This window comes from Streptomyces sp. NPDC050617, from assembly GCF_040654795.1.
Classification (GTDB): Bacteria; Actinomycetota; Actinomycetes; order Streptomycetales; family Streptomycetaceae; genus Streptomyces.
Window position 1 is genome coordinate 62,789 of sequence record NZ_JBFAIS010000028.1, and the last position, 16,142, is coordinate 78,930.

The following is a 16,142-nucleotide window of genomic DNA, read 5'->3' on the forward strand; positions in this document are numbered from 1 at the left end:
TGCCCAATGGGGATCTTCGCCGCGGTGCGCGACGGTGTCCGGGGCGCTACATGAGCGGTGTCATGAAGCGCCGCAGGGCTTCTTCGTAGCCCTGCGGATCAGCGTTCCACATCGCGGCGTGCGGCGCGCGCGGAACGGTGTGAAGCGTGATCAGTTCGGGTCGCGCGGCGGCCAGTTCGCGGGAGCTGTCCCAGGGGGCGAGGGCGTCGTCCGGGCCGTGCACGATCAGGGTGGGCACGTCCAGGCCGGCGGCCTCGGCGGCGGCCTCCGGGCGCCCGCCGGCGAGCAGGCCCGTACGGCCTTGGGCGGCCCGTACGGCCAGTGGCAGCAGGGCGGCGGGGGTGTGCCGGGCGGCGGCCGTGGCGCGCAGCGTGGCCTGCCAGTCGAGCACCGGGGAGTCCAGGACGACGCCGCTGACGCGGTGGCGCAGCGCCGATCCGGTGGCGGCGCGCAGCGCCATGGTGGCGCCGGTGGAGAAGCCGTACAGGACGACGCCGCGCGCGCCGTAGCGCACGGCGAAGCGGATCGCGGCGTCCAGGTCGCGCCATTCGGTGTCGCCGAGGCGGCCGATGCCGTCGGGCTGGCGGGGCGCGCCGGGGTCGCCGCGGTAGGCCAGGTCCAGCACGGGCAGCTGCTGGCCGTGCAGGAACGGCATGACCACCATGGGGTGTTCGCGGGTGGTGCCGAGGCCGTGGACGGTGATGACCCAGATGTCCCGCGCGCCGGGCACGAACCAGGCGGGCAGGGCGCCGAGTTCGCCGGGCACGTCGACGTCCGCGTAGTCGAGGCCGAGCGCGTCGCGCGGGTCGCCGATGTGCACCTGGGGGGTGAGCCGCAGGCGCAGGCCGGGTTCGAGCCTGCCGCGGACGACGCGTTCGAGGCGGCGGACGACGCAGGCGGCGGGGCACGGGGCGCCCTCGACGACGGGGCCGACGACGGCGTGGACGCCGTGTCCGGCGAGTCCGTACGTGCCGGGGCGCAGCGAGGCGAGGGTGCGGCTCAGGGTGATCTGGCCGGCCGCGACGGCGTGCACGGTGAGCTGCGGCTCGCCCGGCAGGGGGCGGCCCGGAACGGGTTTGAGGGCAGCATCGCTGGCGTACCGTCCGGCCGCCACGGCGGCGGCCCCGGCACCGAGCACGGTGGTGACGGCCGCGGCCGCCGCTGTACGCAGGCGCATCCTCCTCAGTGTGGGTGCGCGCGGGCGGGCCTGCCAGTGGGCGGGCGCGGCCGGGTGACGCGGGCGCCGCCGCGCCGGGGCCGGAACCCGCCACGGTCCCCCGCCGCGCTTCGGCCCGGTCCGGGCCGGTTCGGGGCGGGCGATACGAACCGGCCGGGGCGGTCCGGCCGGCTCGGGCGCGTACGGCGGGTGCGGTTCAACCGCGCTGTCCGTAGCCGCGCAGCTTCTCCGTCACCTGCTGGAGCTGATCGGCGGTCAGCAGGCTCGGGGTGCGGCCCGGCAGGGCGGACGCGGTGAGCCAGACCCGGCACATCCAGTCGAGCTGGGCGGTGCGGTCGTACGCCTGGTCGAGGGTGTCGCCGTAGGTGAGGGTGCCGTGGTTCTGGAGGAGGCAGCCGGTGCGGTCGCGGAGGGCGCCGAGCACGCTCTCGGCCAACTCCTGGCTGCCGTAGAGGGCGTAGGGGGCCACGCGGACGGGTCCGCCGAGCGCGGCGGCCATGTAGTGGATCAGCGGCAGCTCGGGGACGAGCGCGGAGACGGCGGTGGCGTGCTCGGCGTGGGTGTGGACGACGGCCGCGGCGGGGGTCTCGCGGTAGACGGCGAGGTGCATGGGGAGCTCGCTGGTGGGGGTCAGCTCGCCGAGCACCTGGCGGCCGTCGAGGTCCACGGCGACGGGGTCGTCAACACCGAGCCTGTCATAGGGGACACCGCTGGGGGTGACGAGGATCAGGTCGCCGGCGCGGGCGGAGACGTTGCCCGAGGTGCCGACGACGAGCCCGTCGGCGACCGTCCGGCGGGCGGTGGCCACCACGGCGGCCCAGGTCTGTTCCACCTTCGTACGGTCCGTCATGAGCCTTCGCCTCCGCTGGATTCGGTGCGTTCGGGTCCGCTTCCGTCGCGCGATGGTACGGGCGGCGGGCGCGTCGCGGCGCGGGGCAGGGCTCGGGGCGGGGCGGGCCGCGGGCGCGGGCGGCCGGAGGACTCCAAAGGGATGGCGTCAAGGGGGCGCGGCGGCGGGCGGCGCCGAAGCGCGGACTCCGGGCGTCCGGAAGCCGTTATATAGAGCCTGATAAGCGACTTACTGTGATTGGCTGGTGATCGACGGTGTTGGTCATGACATCTACTAATCTTGCCGGGATTTGTCATGCACTCCGCCTTCTGGGGGGAATCATGGACCATGACAACCATCCGCGGCGGCGGGGCGGGCTGATCGCCGCCTCCGCCTCCGCCGCCGCGCTCGCTCTCGGGGCCGCCGTCCTCGCCGAGAGCACCCCGGCCGCCGCCTGGACCCGGCCGCACGGCCACGACGTGTCCTCGCACCAGAAGAACGTCAGCTGGCCGGCGGTCCGCGCCGACGGCGCGAGCTTCGTCTACGTGAAAGCCACGGAGGCCACGAACTACCGCAATCCGTACTTCACGCAGCAGTACAACGGCTCACGGCAGGCCGGGCTGCTGCGCGGCGCGTACCACTTCGGGGTGCCCAGCCGCTCCTCGGGCCGCGCGCAGGCCGCGTACTTCCTGCGGCACGGCGGCGGATGGCGGGCGGACGGCTGGACGCTGCCGCCCGCGCTGGACATCGAGGGGAATCCGTACAGCGGGAGGAAGTGCTACGGGCTGGACCGCGCGGAGATGGTGCGCTGGATCTCGTCCTTCAGCGGCGAGGTGCGGCGGCGTACGGGCCGCAATCCGGTGATCTACACGACCGCCCGCTGGTGGAACAGCTGCACGGGCGGCAGCGGGGCCTTCGGCGCGAGCCATCCGCTGTGGCTGGCGAACTGGCACGGCTCGCCGGGGCCGATGCCCGCCGGCTGGTCGTTCGCGACCTTCTGGCAGCACGCGAACCGCGGCGTCCTCCCCGGCGACCAGGACGTGTTCAACGGCACGATGAAGGGGCTGCGGCAGTTCGCCTCCGGTTGATCCGCCGGCCGCCGCCCATACCCCGCACCGCCGTGGCGCGACTCCCCCGGTTCCGGGCGCCGCGCCACTCCGGTCGGCGTCACCACCACGCCCGTTCCAGTTCACCTTCCGTTCATCAAGGCTCTTTAGGTTCGCCGCGTCACTGCTCACCAAACTGATTGCCTGGGTGAATGGAACACATCACGCTTCTCATCGGGATCGTGATCGTCACGGCCTTGGTGTTCGACTTTACGAACGGCTTCCACGACACGGCCAACGCCATGGCCACCACCATCTCCACCGGCGCCCTGAGCCCCCGGATCGCGGTGGCGATGTCCGCGGCGCTGAACCTCGTCGGCGCGTTCCTCTCCGTCGAGGTGGCCAAGACCATCTCCGGCGGGATCATCGACGAGAGCGCGGGCATCAGGCCCGAAGTGATCTTCGCGGGGCTCGTCGGCGCGATCGTCTGGAACCTGCTCACCTGGCTGGCCGGACTCCCCTCCAGCTCCTCGCACGCCCTCTTCGGCGGCCTCATCGGCGCGACCCTGGTCTCCGTCGGCACCGGCGGGGTCAACGGCGACGCCGTCATCATGAAGGTCGTCATCCCGGCCGTGGCCGCCCCCTTCGTCGCGGGCCTCGCCGCGCTGCTCGCCACCCGGCTGACGTACCGCCTCGCCCGCGACCGCGACGAGCGCGACACCGCCAAGGGGTACCGCGCGGGCCAGATCGCCTCCGCCGCCCTGGTCTCCCTCGCCCACGGCACCAACGACGCCCAGAAGACCATGGGCGTGATCACCCTCGCGCTGGTCACCGGCGGCGTCGTCGCCCCGCACGCCGACCCGCCGCTGTGGGTCATCGTCTCGGCCGGCCTCGCCATCGCGCTCGGCACCTACCTGGGCGGCTGGCGGATCATCCGCACCATGGGCAAGGGCATCACCGACATCCAGCCGCCGCAGGGCTTCGCCGCCCAGACCGGCGCGGCGGCCGTCATCCTCTCCTCCTCCCACCTCGGCTTCGCGCTCTCCACCACCCAGGTCTGCTCCGGCTCGGTGATGGGCGCCGGCCTCGGCCGCAAGGGCGGCGTCGTCCGCTGGTCGACCGCGGGCCGGATGGTCGTCGCCTGGTGCCTGACGCTCCCGGCCGCCGCCCTCGTCTCCGGCGGCGCGGCGTTCCTCGCCGACCAGGGCGACTGGGGCATCACCGCGGTCGCCGTCCTCGCCCTCGCCGCCTGCGGCGCGATCTGGGCGGCGTCGCGGCGCAAGCCGGTCGACCACACCAATGTGAACGCGCCCGAGCCCGCCGCCACCGCCGACGAGCCGGCCGGTGTGGTCACCGCCGCGCTCCAGAGCGTCGCCCCGCCGCCCGCCGGGCCGCTCACCGCGGCGGACGTACCGCCCGCCCAGCCCCACGACCGCGCCCCGGCCGCCGCGGCGACCACCTGAGCCGTCCGAGCCACCTAAGGAATCAGGACCCACGCCATGAACATCGACTGGGCAGCCCTCGGGCAGGTCTTCGGCGTCAGCCTCGTGGTGACGGTCGGCATGGTGGGCGTGTTCACGCTCGGCATCGTCGGCACGTCCCGCAAGCCGCGCGAACAGGGGGACGGCGCGGCCGCCGCGACCGGCGGCCCCGGCGCCCTCGCCCGCACCGGCGCGTACGCCTGCTTCGCCGCGTGCGCGGCGGTCGTCGCGTACGGCATCTATCTCATCGTGGCTTGAACCGCCTGAGCTGAGCCGCTTGAGCTGAGCCGCTTGAGCGGATTCGCCTGAGCTGAGTCGCTTGAGCCGAGCGGTGACGGCAGTGCCTTGGGGCCCGCCGGGGAGTGTCCGGATGACACCGCCCGGCGGGCCTTCGCGCGTGCGCCCCGCGTTCCCCACTGTGTGCCTCCGCACACTCCCCCGTCGCAGGTCAAGCGTGAGTTGACGGCCGTTCCCGGGCCATGGTGGACTTCCGGAGCCAAACGGCGACAGCAGAGGAAGCCGGTGCGAATCCGGCGCGGTCCCGCCACTGTTACCGGGGAGCGCTCCCCCATCACTCACAGGCCACGGCTCGCCGACACGAGCTGGAAGGCCGGGGGAAGCGCGGATCCGGGAGCCAGGAGACTCTGGTCGCCGGTCACGTCGAGCCAGGGCGCGGACCCTGAGTGAGGACATACGGATGCGTGCCGGTCACGCCCCTTTCGCGTACGGCGCCGCCCTCGGCTTCCTCGGCGACCTCCTCGCGGGCGACCCCCGCCGCGGCCACCCGGTGGCCGCCTTCGGGCGCGCCGCCGCGGCCGCCGAGCGCGCCCTGTGGCGCGATCACCGCGGCTTCGGGGCGCTGCACACCGCGCTGTGCGCGGGCGGCGCCGCCGCGGGGGCCGCGCTGCTGGCCCGTACGGTACGCACCGCCCCCGCGCCGCGCGCGGCCGAGGCGGCGCTGACCGCCGCCGCCGTCTGGGCCGTGCTCGGCGGCACCTCGCTGGGCCGTGAGGCGCGGGCGGTCGGCGGCGCGCTGGCCGCCGGGGACCTCGCGGCGGCGCGGGAGCGGCTACCGCATCTGTGCGGGCGGGACCCCCGCGAACTGGACGAGCAGCAGATCGCGCGCGCCGTGGTGGAGTCGGTGGCCGAGAACACCTCGGACGCGGTGGTCGGCGCCCTGGTGTGGGGCGCGGTCGCCGGGGTGCCGGGGCTGGTCGGCTTCCGCGCGGTCAACACCCTGGACGCGATGGTCGGGCACAAGTCGCCGCGCCACCGCCGGTTCGGCTGGGCCGCGGCCCGCCTCGACGACGTCGCCGGCTGGCCGGGCGCTCGGCTGACCGCCGCGCTCGCCGCCGTCGCCGGCCCCGACCCGCGCGGCGCCTGGCGCGTCGCCCGCCGCGACGCGGGCAAGCACCCCAGCCCCAACGCCGGCCCGGTCGAAGCCGCCTTCGCCGGCGCCCTCGGCATCCGCCTCGGCGGCACCCTCGCCTACCAGGGCCGCGTCGAACACCGCCCCGTACTCGGCGCGGAGCTGCGCCCGGTCGCCGTCGCGGACATCGAACGGGCGGTACGGCTCTCGCGCCGGGTCTCGCTGCTGGCGCTGTGCGTCGCGGTGGCGGGGCGGGCGGCGGTCGTGACCGCCGCGGGACGGCGAGCGGGCAGCGCGGCAGGAGTCGTTACGGGCGTGGCGAGCGCCGCCGCGGGCGTGGCGGAGGCAGCGGACGCGCTGGTCCGTACGGGCGCGGCCGGACGGACCGAAGCGGTCGACCGTACGGACGCAGCCGGACGGACCGAAGCGGTCGACCGTACGGACGCAGCGAGCGTCGTCACGGGCGCGAGCAGCCGCATGGGCGTGACCAGTCGTAGCAGCGCGAGCAGCCGCACGAGCGCGGCCGACGGACGAGTCCCGACGGCGACCGCTGTCCCGGGCGACGGGGCCGGCGCCGCCGGAGCGGCCACGGGCGTGGCCCGCCGTCCAGGCGCGGCGAGCGCCCCCGGCGGCAGTCGGGCCGGAACCGGAAGGCCGGGGCGCGGTGCCGTTCCGCTTCGTGGTGGTGCGGGAGTGGCCGGCGGGGTGGCAGTGGTCGGCGTTGTGGGCAGGATCGTGGCGGGTTTGTGGGGGCGCGGAGCGAGGAGGCAGCGGTGAGTGGGGACGGACGCGGGCCGGCAGGCCCGCTCGGCGGGGGGCTGCTCGTCGCGGGGACGACCTCGGACGCGGGCAAGAGCGTGGTGACGGCGGGGATCTGCCGGTGGCTGGTCCGCAAGGGCGTCAAGGTCGCGCCGTTCAAGGCGCAGAACATGTCGCTGAACTCCTTCGTGACCCGCGAGGGCGCGGAGATCGGGCGGGCGCAGGCGATGCAGGCCGCGGCGGCGCGCGTGGAGCCGAGCGCGCTGATGAACCCGGTGCTCCTCAAGCCCGGCAGCGACCGCAGCAGCCAGGTCGTGTTGATGGGCAAGCCCGTCGGCGAGCTCAGCGCGCAGGGCTACTTCGGCGACGGCGAGCAGGCCCGGTACACCGGGCGGGAGCAGCTGCTCGGCACCGTCACCGACTGCCTGGAGGAGCTGCGGCGTACGCATGACGCGGTGATCTGCGAGGGCGCGGGCAGCCCGGCCGAGATCAACCTGCGGCGCACCGACATCGTCAACATGGGCATCGCGCGGGCCGCGCGGCTGCCCGTCGTCGTGGTCGGCGACATCGACCGCGGCGGCGTCTTCGCGTCGTTCTTCGGCACGACGGCGCTGCTCTCCGAGGCGGACCAGCGGTTCATCGCCGGGTACCTGGTCAACAAGTTCCGCGGCGACGTGTCGCTGCTCGAACCGGGCCTGGACATGCTGCGGGACCTCACCGGGCGGCCGACGGTGGGCGTCCTGCCGTACGCGCACGGACTCGGCATCGACGAGGAGGACGGGCTGCGGGTCTCGCTGCGCGGCGCGGTGCGCGAGAGCGTCGTCGCGCCGCCGCACGGCGCGGACGTGCTGCGCGTCGCGGTCGCCGCCGTGCCCCTGATGTCGAACTTCACGGACGTGGACGCGCTGGCCGCCGAGCCCGGCGTCGTCGTGCGGTTCGTGGACCGGGCGGAGGAGCTGGCCGACGCCGACCTGGTGGTGCTGCCGGGCACGCGCGGCACCGTACGGGCGCTGGCCTGGCTGCGCGAGCGCGGGCTGGCCGACGCCGTCGCGCGCCGCGCCCGCGAGGGGCGGCCGGTGCTGGGCATCTGCGGCGGCTTCCAGATGCTGGGCGAGCGCATCGAGGACGACGTGGAGGCGAAGGCCGGGACGGTGCCGGGGCTGGGCCTGCTGCCGGTGCGGGTCCGGTTCGCCGCCGCCAAGACCCTGGCCCGGCCCGCGGGCACGGCGCTGGGCGAGCACGTGGAGGGGTACGAGATCCACCACGGGGTCGCCGAAGTGGCGGGCGGGGACGAGGAGTTCCTGGACGGCTGCCGGGTGGGCTCCGTATGGGGCACGCACTGGCACGGGTCGCTGGAGAGCGACGGCTTCCGGCGAGCGTTCCTGCGGCGCGTCGCGGAGGCGGCGGGCCGGGCGTTCGTGCCGGCGCCCGACACGAGTTTCGGGGCGCTGCGCGAGGAGCAGCTGGACCGGCTGGGCGACCTGATCGAGGAGCACGCGGACACGGACGCGCTGCTGCGGCTGATCGAGGACGGCGTGCCGGAGGGGCTGCCGTTCATTCCGCCGGGGGCGCCATGACGGGCCGCCGCTCCGCACGTACGGAGCCCCTATACCGCACACCCCTCGGACACCAACGAGCCAGAAGCCACAGGCCACTCGAAGGAGTGATCACCGGATGAGCACCACCTACCCGTTCACCGCGGTCGTCGGGATGGAGGACATGCGGCTGGGCCTGCTGCTCAACGCCATCTCGCCCGCCATCGGCGGTGTGCTCGTACGGGGCGACAAGGGCACCGCGAAGACCACGACCGTACGCGGCCTCACCGCGCTGCTGCCCGGCGTCGCGGTCGTGCCCGGCTGCCGGTTCTCCTGCGACCCCGCCGCCCCGGACCCCCAGTGCCCCGACGGGCCGCACGAGGGCGGTGCGCAAGAGGCGTCCGGCTCGCGCGGCGCGAAGATGGTCGAACTGCCCGTCGGGGCCTCCGAGGACCGGCTCGTCGGCGCGCTCGACATCGAGCGGGCGCTGTCCGAGGGCGTGAAAGCGTTCGAGCCCGGCCTGCTGGCCGCCGCGCACCGGGGCGTGCTGTACGTCGACGAGGTCAACCTGCTGGGCGACCACCTGGTCGACGCGCTGCTGGACGCGGCCGCCACGGGCGCCTCGTACGTCGAGCGCGAGGGCGTCTCCGTACGGCACGCGTCCCGCTTCCTCCTCGTCGGCACGATGAACCCCGAAGAGGGCGAGCTGCGCCCGCAGTTGCTGGACCGGTTCGGCCTGACGGTGGAGGTCGCGGCCTCGCGGGACACGGACGAGCGGGTCGAGGTGGTGCGCCGCCGCCTCGCGTACGACGAGGACCAGGCGGCCTTCGCCGCGAAGTGGGCGGCCGAGGAGTCCGCCCTGCGGGAGCGGATCGCGGCGGCGCGCGCGCTGCTGCCGTCCGTACGGCTCGGGGACGGCGCGCTGCGGCGGATCGCCGCGGTGTGCGCGGGGTTCGAGGTGGACGGCATGCGCGCGGACATCGTGACCGCGCGGACCGCGACGGCGCTGGCCGCGTGGGCCGGCCGCTCCGACGTGGCGACCGAGGACGTGCGGCAGGCCGCGCTGCTCGCGCTGCCGCACCGGCGGCGGCGGGCCCCCTTCGACGCGCCGGGGCTGGACGAGGAGAAGCTCGACGAGATCCTGCGGCAGTTCGAGGAGGACAACCCCGAGCCGGAGCCCGACCCGGAGCCGGAGCCCGAGGGCCCGGACGACGGCGGGCCCGACGAGGGCGGTCCGGGCGACAGCGGCCCGGAGGACGACGGCCCCGGCGGCGGGGCGCCGCAGGACCGCCAGGACGGGGCCGGGCCCGACGGCCCGGAGCTGCCCGGGCAGCGCGAGTCGGGCGCCGAGCAGCAGGACGCGCCCCAGCCGCAGCCCCAGTCGCAGGAGCCCCGCGGGGACCACGGGCCCGAAGCGGACGCCGGTGACGGCGCGGAGGGCCCGGTGGCGGCGGCCGTCGCCGCCGACGATCCGTTCCGGACGCGCAGGCTGGACGTGCCGGGGCTGGGCGAGGGCGCGGACGGCCGGCGCTCGCGGGCCCGTACGGCGCACGGGCGCACGACCGGATCGCGCCGCCCCCGGGGCGCGCTGTCCAAGCTGCACCTGGCCGCCACCGTCCAGGCCGCCGCGCCCCACCAGCGGGTGCGCGGGCGGTCCGGGCCGGGCCTCCTCGTACGCCGGGACGATCTGCGGGAGGCGGTGCGCGAGGGGCGCGAGGGCAATCTCGTGCTGTTCGTCGTGGACGCCTCCGGGTCGATGGCGGCGCGGAAGCGGATGAGCGCCGTCAAGGGCGCGGTGCTGTCGCTGCTGCTCGACGCCTACCAGCGCCGGGACAAGATCGGCATGGTCACCTTCCGGGGGTCGGGGGCGGCGGTCGCGCTGCCGCCGACGTCCTCGGTGGAGGCGGGCGCGGCGCGCCTGGAGCAGCTGCCGACCGGCGGCCGGACGCCGCTGGCCGCCGGGCTGCTGACCGCGCACGAGGTGCTGCGCGTCGAGCGGATGCGGGACCCCTCGCGCCGCCCGCTGCTGGTCGTGGTGACCGACGGCCGGGCGACGGGCGGGCCCGAGCCGGTCGTACGGGCGACCCGCGCGGCGCGGCTGCTGGCCGCCGGGGGCACGGCGTCGGTGGTCGTGGACTGCGAGGCCGGGCCGGTGCGGCTGGGCCTGGCGGGGCAGCTCGCGCGCGAGCTGCGGGGCCCGGCCGTGACGCTCGACGAACTGCGCGCGGACAGCGTCTCCGCGCTCGTCCGGACCGTACAGAACTCACGGAAGGCCGCGTAATGCCCAAGGGACAGCCGTCAGTCGTGCCCGAGGACGGGCTCACCACACGCCAGCGCCGCAACCGGCCGCTGGTCTTCGTGCACACCGGCGTCGGCAAGGGGAAGTCGACGGCCGCCTTCGGGCTCGCGCTGCGGGCCTGGAATCAGGGCTGGCCGGTGGGGGTCTTCCAGTTCGTGAAGTCGGCGAAGTGGAAGGTCGGCGAGGAGCGCGCGCTGAAGGTACTCGGCGACACCGGCGAGGGCGGGACCGTCGCCTGGCACAAGATGGGCGAGGGCTGGTCCTGGGTACAGCGCGACATGGCGTCCAGCGAGGAGGCCGCGCGCGAGGGCTGGGAGCAGGTCAAGCGGGACCTGGCGGCGGAGACCTACAAGCTGTACGTGCTCGACGAGTTCGCCTACCCGATGCACTGGGGGTGGGTGGACGTGAACGAGGTCGTGTCGGTGCTGCGCGACCGGCCGGGCGCCCAGCACGTCGTCATCACCGGCCGCAACGCGCCGCCGGAGCTGGTCGACTTCGCCGATCTGGTCACCGACATGTCGAAGGTCAAGCACCCGATGGACACGGGCCAGAAGGGCCAGCGGGGCATCGAGTGGTGAACGTTCCCGGCGGCGTCCCGCGCCTGGTCATCGCCGCCCCGGCGTCCGGGAGCGGCAAGACGACCGTCGCCACGGGCCTGATGGCGGCCTTCGCGGCGGCCGGGCTCGCGGTCTCCCCGCACAAGGTCGGCCCGGACTACATCGACCCCGGCTACCACGCGCTCGCCACGGGGCGGCCGGGCCGCAACCTGGACGCGTACCTGTGCGGTCCGCAGCGGGTCGCGCCGCTCTTCCTGCACGGCGCGCGCGGCTGCGATCTCGCGGTGGTCGAGGGCGTGATGGGGCTCTTCGACGGGGCGAGCGGCCAGGGCGAACTGGCCTCGACCGCGCACGTCGCGAAGCTGCTGCGGGCGCCGGTCGTCCTCGTCGTCGACGCGTCGTCGCAGTCCCGGTCGGTGGCGGCGCTGGTGCACGGCTTCGCGTCGTGGGACCCGGAGGTCCGGCTCGCGGGCGTCATCCTCAACAAGGTCGGCACGGACCGCCACGAACACCTGCTGCGCGAGGCGCTCGACGGCGCGGGCGTGCCGGTGCTGGGCGCGCTGCGGCGCGTACGGACCGCGAGCACGCCCAGCCGCCACCTCGGCCTGATACCGGCGGCCGAGCGCCACGCGGAGGCGCTGGAAGCGGTGGCCGCGCAGGCGGCGCAGGTCCGCGAGGGGTGCGACATGGAGGCGCTGCTGGCCCTGGCCCGCAGCGCTCCGCCGCTGACGGAGACGGCGTGGGACCCGGCGGAGGAGGCGCGGGGGGCGGTGGTCTCCGCGACTGCTTCGGGTGCGGCGGGGACGGACGGTGCGTCGGCATCGGCGGCGTCGGGTGCGGCGGAGACGGACGGTGCGTCGGCGTCGGCGTCGGCATCGGCGGCGTCGGGTGTGGCGAGGACGGACAGCGCACCGGTGGCGGGCCTGCCGGGCGCGAGCGGCCCCGGAGCCGCCCCGGCCGGCAGGCCCGTGGTCGCCGTGGCGGGCGGTGCCGCGTTCTCGTTCTCGTACGCCGAGCACGCCGAGCTGCTCGCCGCCGCCGGGGCCGAGGTCGTGCCCTTCGACCCGCTGCGGGACGAGGAGCTGCCGCCGGGCGCCGGCGGGCTGGTCATCGGCGGCGGCTTCCCCGAGATGTACGCGCCGGAGCTGTCGGCGAACGAGCGGCTGCGCAAGGCCGTGGCGGAGCTGGCCGCGTCCGGGGCGCCGATCGCCGCCGAGTGCGCCGGGCTGCTGTATCTGGCGCGCTCACTGGACGAGAAGCCGATGTGCGGGGTGCTGCCCGCCGCCGCGCGGATGTCGGAGCGGCTGACGCTCGGGTACCGCGAGGCGGTAGCCGTCGCGGACAACCCGCTGGCGGCGGCCGGGCAGCGGGTGCGCGGGCACGAGTTCCACCGCACCGTGATCGAGCCGGGCGCGGGCGCGGCCCCGGCGTGGGGGCTCACCCACCCGGAGCGGCGCGTCGAGGGCTTCGTACAGGGCTCGGTCCACGCCTCGTACCTGCATGTGCACTGGGCGGGCGCGCCGGGGACGGCACGGCGGTTCGTGGCCGGTGTGGCCGGTGTGGCCGGCGTGTCCGGGCCGCGCCGGTGACCGTACGGACGGCCGCGCGTGCCGAGGCGCTTTCAGGCGGCGATGCCGACGACCAGCCAGATGAAGCCCACCCCGGCCGCCGTGCAGGCCAGCGTGGACAGAGCCGGGTGGTCGTGGTGGGCCTCGGGGAGGATGTCCGAGGTGGCGAGGTAGAGCAGTACGCCGCCGAAGAAGCCGAGGTAGATTCCGAGCAATTGCTCCGGAAGGGTGAACAGCAGCGTCGAGGCCGCGCCGACGAGGGGGGCCAGCGCGTCCGCGCAGAGCATCAGGACGGCCTTGCGCCGCGCGTTCCCGTACAGGCTGGTGATCGTGTACGTGTTGAACCCGTCGGCGAAGTCATGGGCGATCACGGCGAGCGCCACGGCCGCCGCCACCCCGCCGCCCACCTGGAAGGCCGCGCCGATGGCGACGCCGTCCATGACGCTGTGCCCGACCATCGCGGTGGCGGCGGTCAGGCCGACCTGGGGCACGCGTTCGTCGGGGTCGAGGCCGTGGGCGGCCTTGCGGACGGCGAGCAGCCGTTCCACGGCGTGGGCGGCGAGGAAGCCGAGCACGAAGCAGAGCAGGGCGGCCGGGACGCCGAAGACCTCGCGGTCGGCGGCCTCCAGCGCCTCGGGGAGCAGATCGAGGCCGACGACGCCGAGCATCAGGCCCCCCGCGAGCCCGAGCACCAGGTGCCGCCGGTCGGTGACGCGCTGGGCGGTCCAGCCGCCGAGCAGCGTCATCAGGAACGCCCCCAAGGCTATGACCACCGGCACGGGTGCACCTCTTCTCTTGACTGTCTCGGCTTCGCCACGTGCTGATCCCTGCTTACTGACCCCGGCCCTCCCCCGCATGTCCGACGGACGCGATTCCATCCCTTCCACCGCACGAGAGGAGCCCGCCATGACGCCGCACGGCCGCGCCCCCTCGGTCTTCGTCGGGCTGGGCGCGTCCAGCGGGGCCGAGGCGGCGGAGGTGCTCGACCTGATCGGCCGGGTCCTGGCCGAGGCGGGGGTCGCCCCCGAGGAGGTCGCCGCGCTGGCGACGGCCGATACGAAGACGGCGGAGGCCGGGCTCGTGGCCGCCGCCGCGCACCTCGGGGTGGAGCTGCTCGGGTACGGGGCCGGGGCGCTGGCCCGCGTCGAGGTGCCGCATCCGTCCGGCGCTGCGCTCGCGGCCGTGGGGACGCCGAGCGTGGCCGAGGCGGCGGCGCTGCTCGCGGCGGGGGCGGGCGGCGCGCTCGTGGTGGGCAAGCGGAAGTCCGCTCCGGCGGCCGGGCCCGCGAGGGTGACCTGCGCCGTCGCGCGGGGCGCGGGCGGGTCGGACGGTTCGGGCGGGAAGCGGTACGGACCTGCCCGCACGGGGACGCCGGCCCGAAAGTAACGTCTGGGGTCGGCCGTACGCCCGGAACCCGGCCCCCCGACCCGGCCCTCACCCTGGCCCCCGCCCCAGCACGGAATCAGCACGCAGTCCAGCACGCAGTCCCAGCACGGAATTCAGCACGGAGGAGATCGAGTGACCACCCCGCCAGCGCTGCTCATCGCCGGCCACGGCACCCCCGACGAGGCGGAGGCCGAGGCGTTCCGGGAGGTCGTCCGGGCGTTGAGCGGCCGGGCCCCCGGAGTCGCCGTCGCGGGCACGCTCGTCGGGCGGCGCGACCCGCGGCAGCTCGACGAGGCGGTCGCCGCCCTCGTCGGGGAGGGCGCCGGCCGCATCACCGCCGTACCGCTTGCGCTGGCCTCGGACGGGCCGGGCGACGCCGGCCCCGGCGGGGTGCCGGCCGCGCTGAAGCGCGCGCTGGCCCCGTACCCCGGCGTCGGCTACGCCTGCGGCCGCCCGCTCGGCCCGGAGCCCGAGCTGCTGGCGGTGCTGGAGCGGCGGCTGGACGAGGCGCTGGACGGGGCGGCCCGTACGTCCCGTACGCCCTCGGACCGGGCGGCGACGACGGTGCTGCTGGTGGGCCGGGGGTCGGCCGACGCGGAGGCCAACGCCGAGGCGCACCGGGCGGCGCGGCTGCTGTGGGAGGGGCGGGGCTACGCGGGCGTGGAGACGGCGTTCGTGTCGCTGGCCGCCCCCGATGTGCCCTCCGGGCTCGACCGCTGCGTGCGGCTGGGTGCGCGGCGGATCGTCGTGCTGCCGTACGTGCTCTTCTCCGGGGCGCTGCCGGACCGGGTGCGGATGCAGACGGAGGGGTGGGCGGCGGCCCATCCCGAGGTGGAGGTAGTCGCGGCGGAGGCGATCGGTCCGGCGGAGGAGCTGGTCGAACTGGTCGTGGGGCGTTACGAGGAAGTCGTGGGGCGCTACGAGGAAACGGTGGGCGCTCATGCGTAGGACGACGGCGGACCGGAGCCCGGCGGCGCAGGGCCCGGGGACGCGGGGTCCAGGCACGCAGAGTCCGGGGACGCAGGGCCCGGCGGCGCCGACGCACGATCTCCGGCACCACGGGGACGCCGAAGTGCGCGACAGCGGGGCGGAGTTGACGGATCTGGCCGTGAACGTACGGTCCGGCACGCCGCCGGTCTGGCTCAAGGAGCGGATCGCGGCCTCGCTGGACGGGCTCGCGGCGTACCCGGACGGGCGCGCGGCGCGGGACGCGGTGGCGGTGCGGCACGGGCTCGGGGCCGAGCGGGTGCTGCTGACGGCGGGCGCGGCGGAGGCGTTCGTCCTCGTCGCGCGCGCCCTGCCGGCCCGGCGGCCGGTCGTCGTGCATCCGCAGTTCACGGAGCCGGAGGCGGCGCTGCGGGACGCGGGGCACGACGTGGAACGGGTGGTGCTCGACGAGCGCGACGGGTTCCGCCTCGCGCCGGACGCGGTGCCCGCCGACGCCGATCTGGTCGTCATCGGCAACCCCACCAACCCCACGTCCGTACTGCACCCCGCCGACGCCATCGCCCGGCTCGCCCGGCCGGGCCGGACGCTGGTGGTGGACGAGGCGTTCATGGACGCGGTGCCGGGCGAGAGCGAGTCCCTGGCGGCGCGCACGGACCTGCCCGGCCTGGTCGTGCTGCGCAGCCTCACCAAGACCTGGGGCCTGGCCGGGCTGCGCATCGGCTACGTACTGGCCGCGCCCGGCACGGTCTCCGCGCTGGCGGGCGCGCAGCCGCTGTGGCCGGTCTCGACCCCGGCCCTCGCGGCGGCCGAGGCGTGCAGCGCTCCCCCGGCCCTCGCGGAAGCGGGCCACGCCGCGCACCGCATCGCCTCGGACCGGGCCCATCTGACGGCGCGGCTGGCGGAGTTCGAGGAGGTGCGCGTGTACGAACCGGCGGCGGGCCCCTTCCTGCTGATCCGCCTGCCGAACGCCTCCCGCGTCCGCTCCCGCCTCCGCGAACTCGGCTTCGCCGCCCGCCGCGGCGACACCTTCCCGGGCCTCGGCCCGGACCACCTCCGCCTGGCCGTCCGCGACCGCGCCACCACGGACCGCTTCGCGGTGGCACTGGCCAAGGCGCTGGGCGAGGGGTGAGAGGTGAGGACAGGGCTGCCGGGGGCATGTGGGGCCGCGTGTTCCTGGAGAGCCCGACG

13 protein-coding genes, 1 pseudogene and 1 riboswitch are annotated in these 16,142 nt (G+C 75.8%); of the genes and pseudogenes, 11 read left to right on the top strand and 3 right to left on the bottom strand.

Features of this window, described 5'->3' with window-relative positions; genetic code table 11:
- Positions 1–46 precede the first annotated feature (46 nt).
- The gene (locus AB0I49_RS30110) at positions 47–1,177 is read right to left on the bottom strand and encodes a hypothetical protein (protein WP_363230277.1); all 1,131 of its coding nucleotides are present in this window, start codon (positions 1,175–1,177) and stop codon (positions 47–49) included.
- Positions 1,178–1,373: 196 nt separating this feature from the next.
- Positions 1,374–2,027 carry a class II aldolase/adducin family protein gene (locus AB0I49_RS30115; RefSeq protein WP_363230278.1) on the bottom strand — a complete coding sequence of 218 codons (654 nt, stop codon included), beginning with the start codon at positions 2,025–2,027 and terminating at the stop codon, positions 1,374–1,376.
- Between the two features lie 320 nt (positions 2,028–2,347).
- Here AB0I49_RS30115 and AB0I49_RS30120 point away from each other — a divergent pair, with 320 nt between their 5' ends.
- The 8 genes and pseudogenes from AB0I49_RS30120 to AB0I49_RS30155 all read left to right on the top strand — a co-directional run bounded on the left by AB0I49_RS30120 (position 2,348) and on the right by AB0I49_RS30155 (position 12,641).
- Positions 2,348–3,094 (top strand): lysozyme, encoded by a 747-nt coding sequence (locus AB0I49_RS30120; RefSeq protein ID WP_363230279.1) that lies wholly within the window; start codon positions 2,348–2,350, stop codon positions 3,092–3,094.
- A gap of 170 nt (positions 3,095–3,264) precedes the next feature.
- On the top strand, positions 3,265–4,515 hold the full coding sequence (locus tag AB0I49_RS30125; RefSeq protein WP_363230280.1) for an inorganic phosphate transporter: 1,251 nt from the start codon (positions 3,265–3,267) through the stop codon (positions 4,513–4,515).
- A 36-nt stretch (positions 4,516–4,551) separates the two neighbouring features.
- Positions 4,552–4,791, top strand: a complete 240-nt coding sequence (locus AB0I49_RS30130; protein WP_363230281.1) for a hypothetical protein — start codon at positions 4,552–4,554, stop codon at positions 4,789–4,791.
- Positions 4,792–5,044: 253 nt separating this feature from the next.
- Positions 5,045–5,178, top strand: a riboswitch (cobalamin riboswitch).
- 52 nt (positions 5,179–5,230) lie between these two features.
- Positions 5,231–6,166 (top strand): annotated as a pseudogene (locus tag AB0I49_RS30135) (cobalamin biosynthesis protein); the annotation flags it as partial.
- A 509-nt stretch (positions 6,167–6,675) separates the two neighbouring features.
- Positions 6,676–8,238 carry a cobyric acid synthase gene (locus AB0I49_RS30140; RefSeq protein ID WP_363230282.1) on the top strand — a complete coding sequence of 521 codons (1,563 nt, stop codon included), beginning with the start codon at positions 6,676–6,678 and terminating at the stop codon, positions 8,236–8,238.
- A 97-nt stretch (positions 8,239–8,335) separates the two neighbouring features.
- Positions 8,336–10,477, top strand: a complete 2,142-nt coding sequence (locus tag AB0I49_RS30145) for a putative cobaltochelatase (protein WP_363230283.1) — start codon at positions 8,336–8,338, stop codon at positions 10,475–10,477.
- Entirely contained in the window at positions 10,477–11,073 is a 597-nt protein-coding gene (cobO, locus tag AB0I49_RS30150) for a cob(I)yrinic acid a,c-diamide adenosyltransferase (protein ID WP_363230284.1), read from the top strand. Before AB0I49_RS30145 ends, cobO begins: the two co-directional genes overlap by 1 nt.
- Entirely contained in the window at positions 11,070–12,641 is a 1,572-nt protein-coding gene (locus AB0I49_RS30155; RefSeq protein WP_363230285.1) for a cobyrinate a,c-diamide synthase, read from the top strand. Before cobO ends, AB0I49_RS30155 begins: the two co-directional genes overlap by 4 nt.
- 32 nt (positions 12,642–12,673) lie before the next feature.
- On the opposite strand, the gene AB0I49_RS30160 is transcribed toward AB0I49_RS30155, so the two are convergent.
- A complete protein-coding gene (locus tag AB0I49_RS30160) occupies positions 12,674–13,399 on the bottom strand; it encodes a ZIP family metal transporter (RefSeq protein ID WP_363230286.1) in 726 nt (241 codons plus the stop codon).
- Between the two features lie 127 nt (positions 13,400–13,526).
- Here AB0I49_RS30160 and AB0I49_RS30165 point away from each other — a divergent pair, with 127 nt between their 5' ends.
- The 3 genes from AB0I49_RS30165 to cobC all read left to right on the top strand — a co-directional run bounded on the left by AB0I49_RS30165 (position 13,527) and on the right by cobC (position 16,083).
- Positions 13,527–14,006 carry a cobalamin biosynthesis protein gene (locus AB0I49_RS30165; RefSeq protein ID WP_363230287.1) on the top strand — a complete coding sequence of 160 codons (480 nt, stop codon included), beginning with the start codon at positions 13,527–13,529 and terminating at the stop codon, positions 14,004–14,006.
- A gap of 132 nt (positions 14,007–14,138) precedes the next feature.
- Positions 14,139–14,954 carry a sirohydrochlorin chelatase gene (locus AB0I49_RS30170; protein ID WP_363230288.1) on the top strand — a complete coding sequence of 272 codons (816 nt, stop codon included), beginning with the start codon at positions 14,139–14,141 and terminating at the stop codon, positions 14,952–14,954.
- Complete coding sequence (gene cobC, locus AB0I49_RS30175; RefSeq protein ID WP_363230289.1) at positions 14,947–16,083, top strand: Rv2231c family pyridoxal phosphate-dependent protein CobC; 1,137 nt, start codon at positions 14,947–14,949, stop codon at positions 16,081–16,083. Before AB0I49_RS30170 ends, cobC begins: the two co-directional genes overlap by 8 nt.
- Positions 16,084–16,142 lie beyond the last annotated feature (59 nt).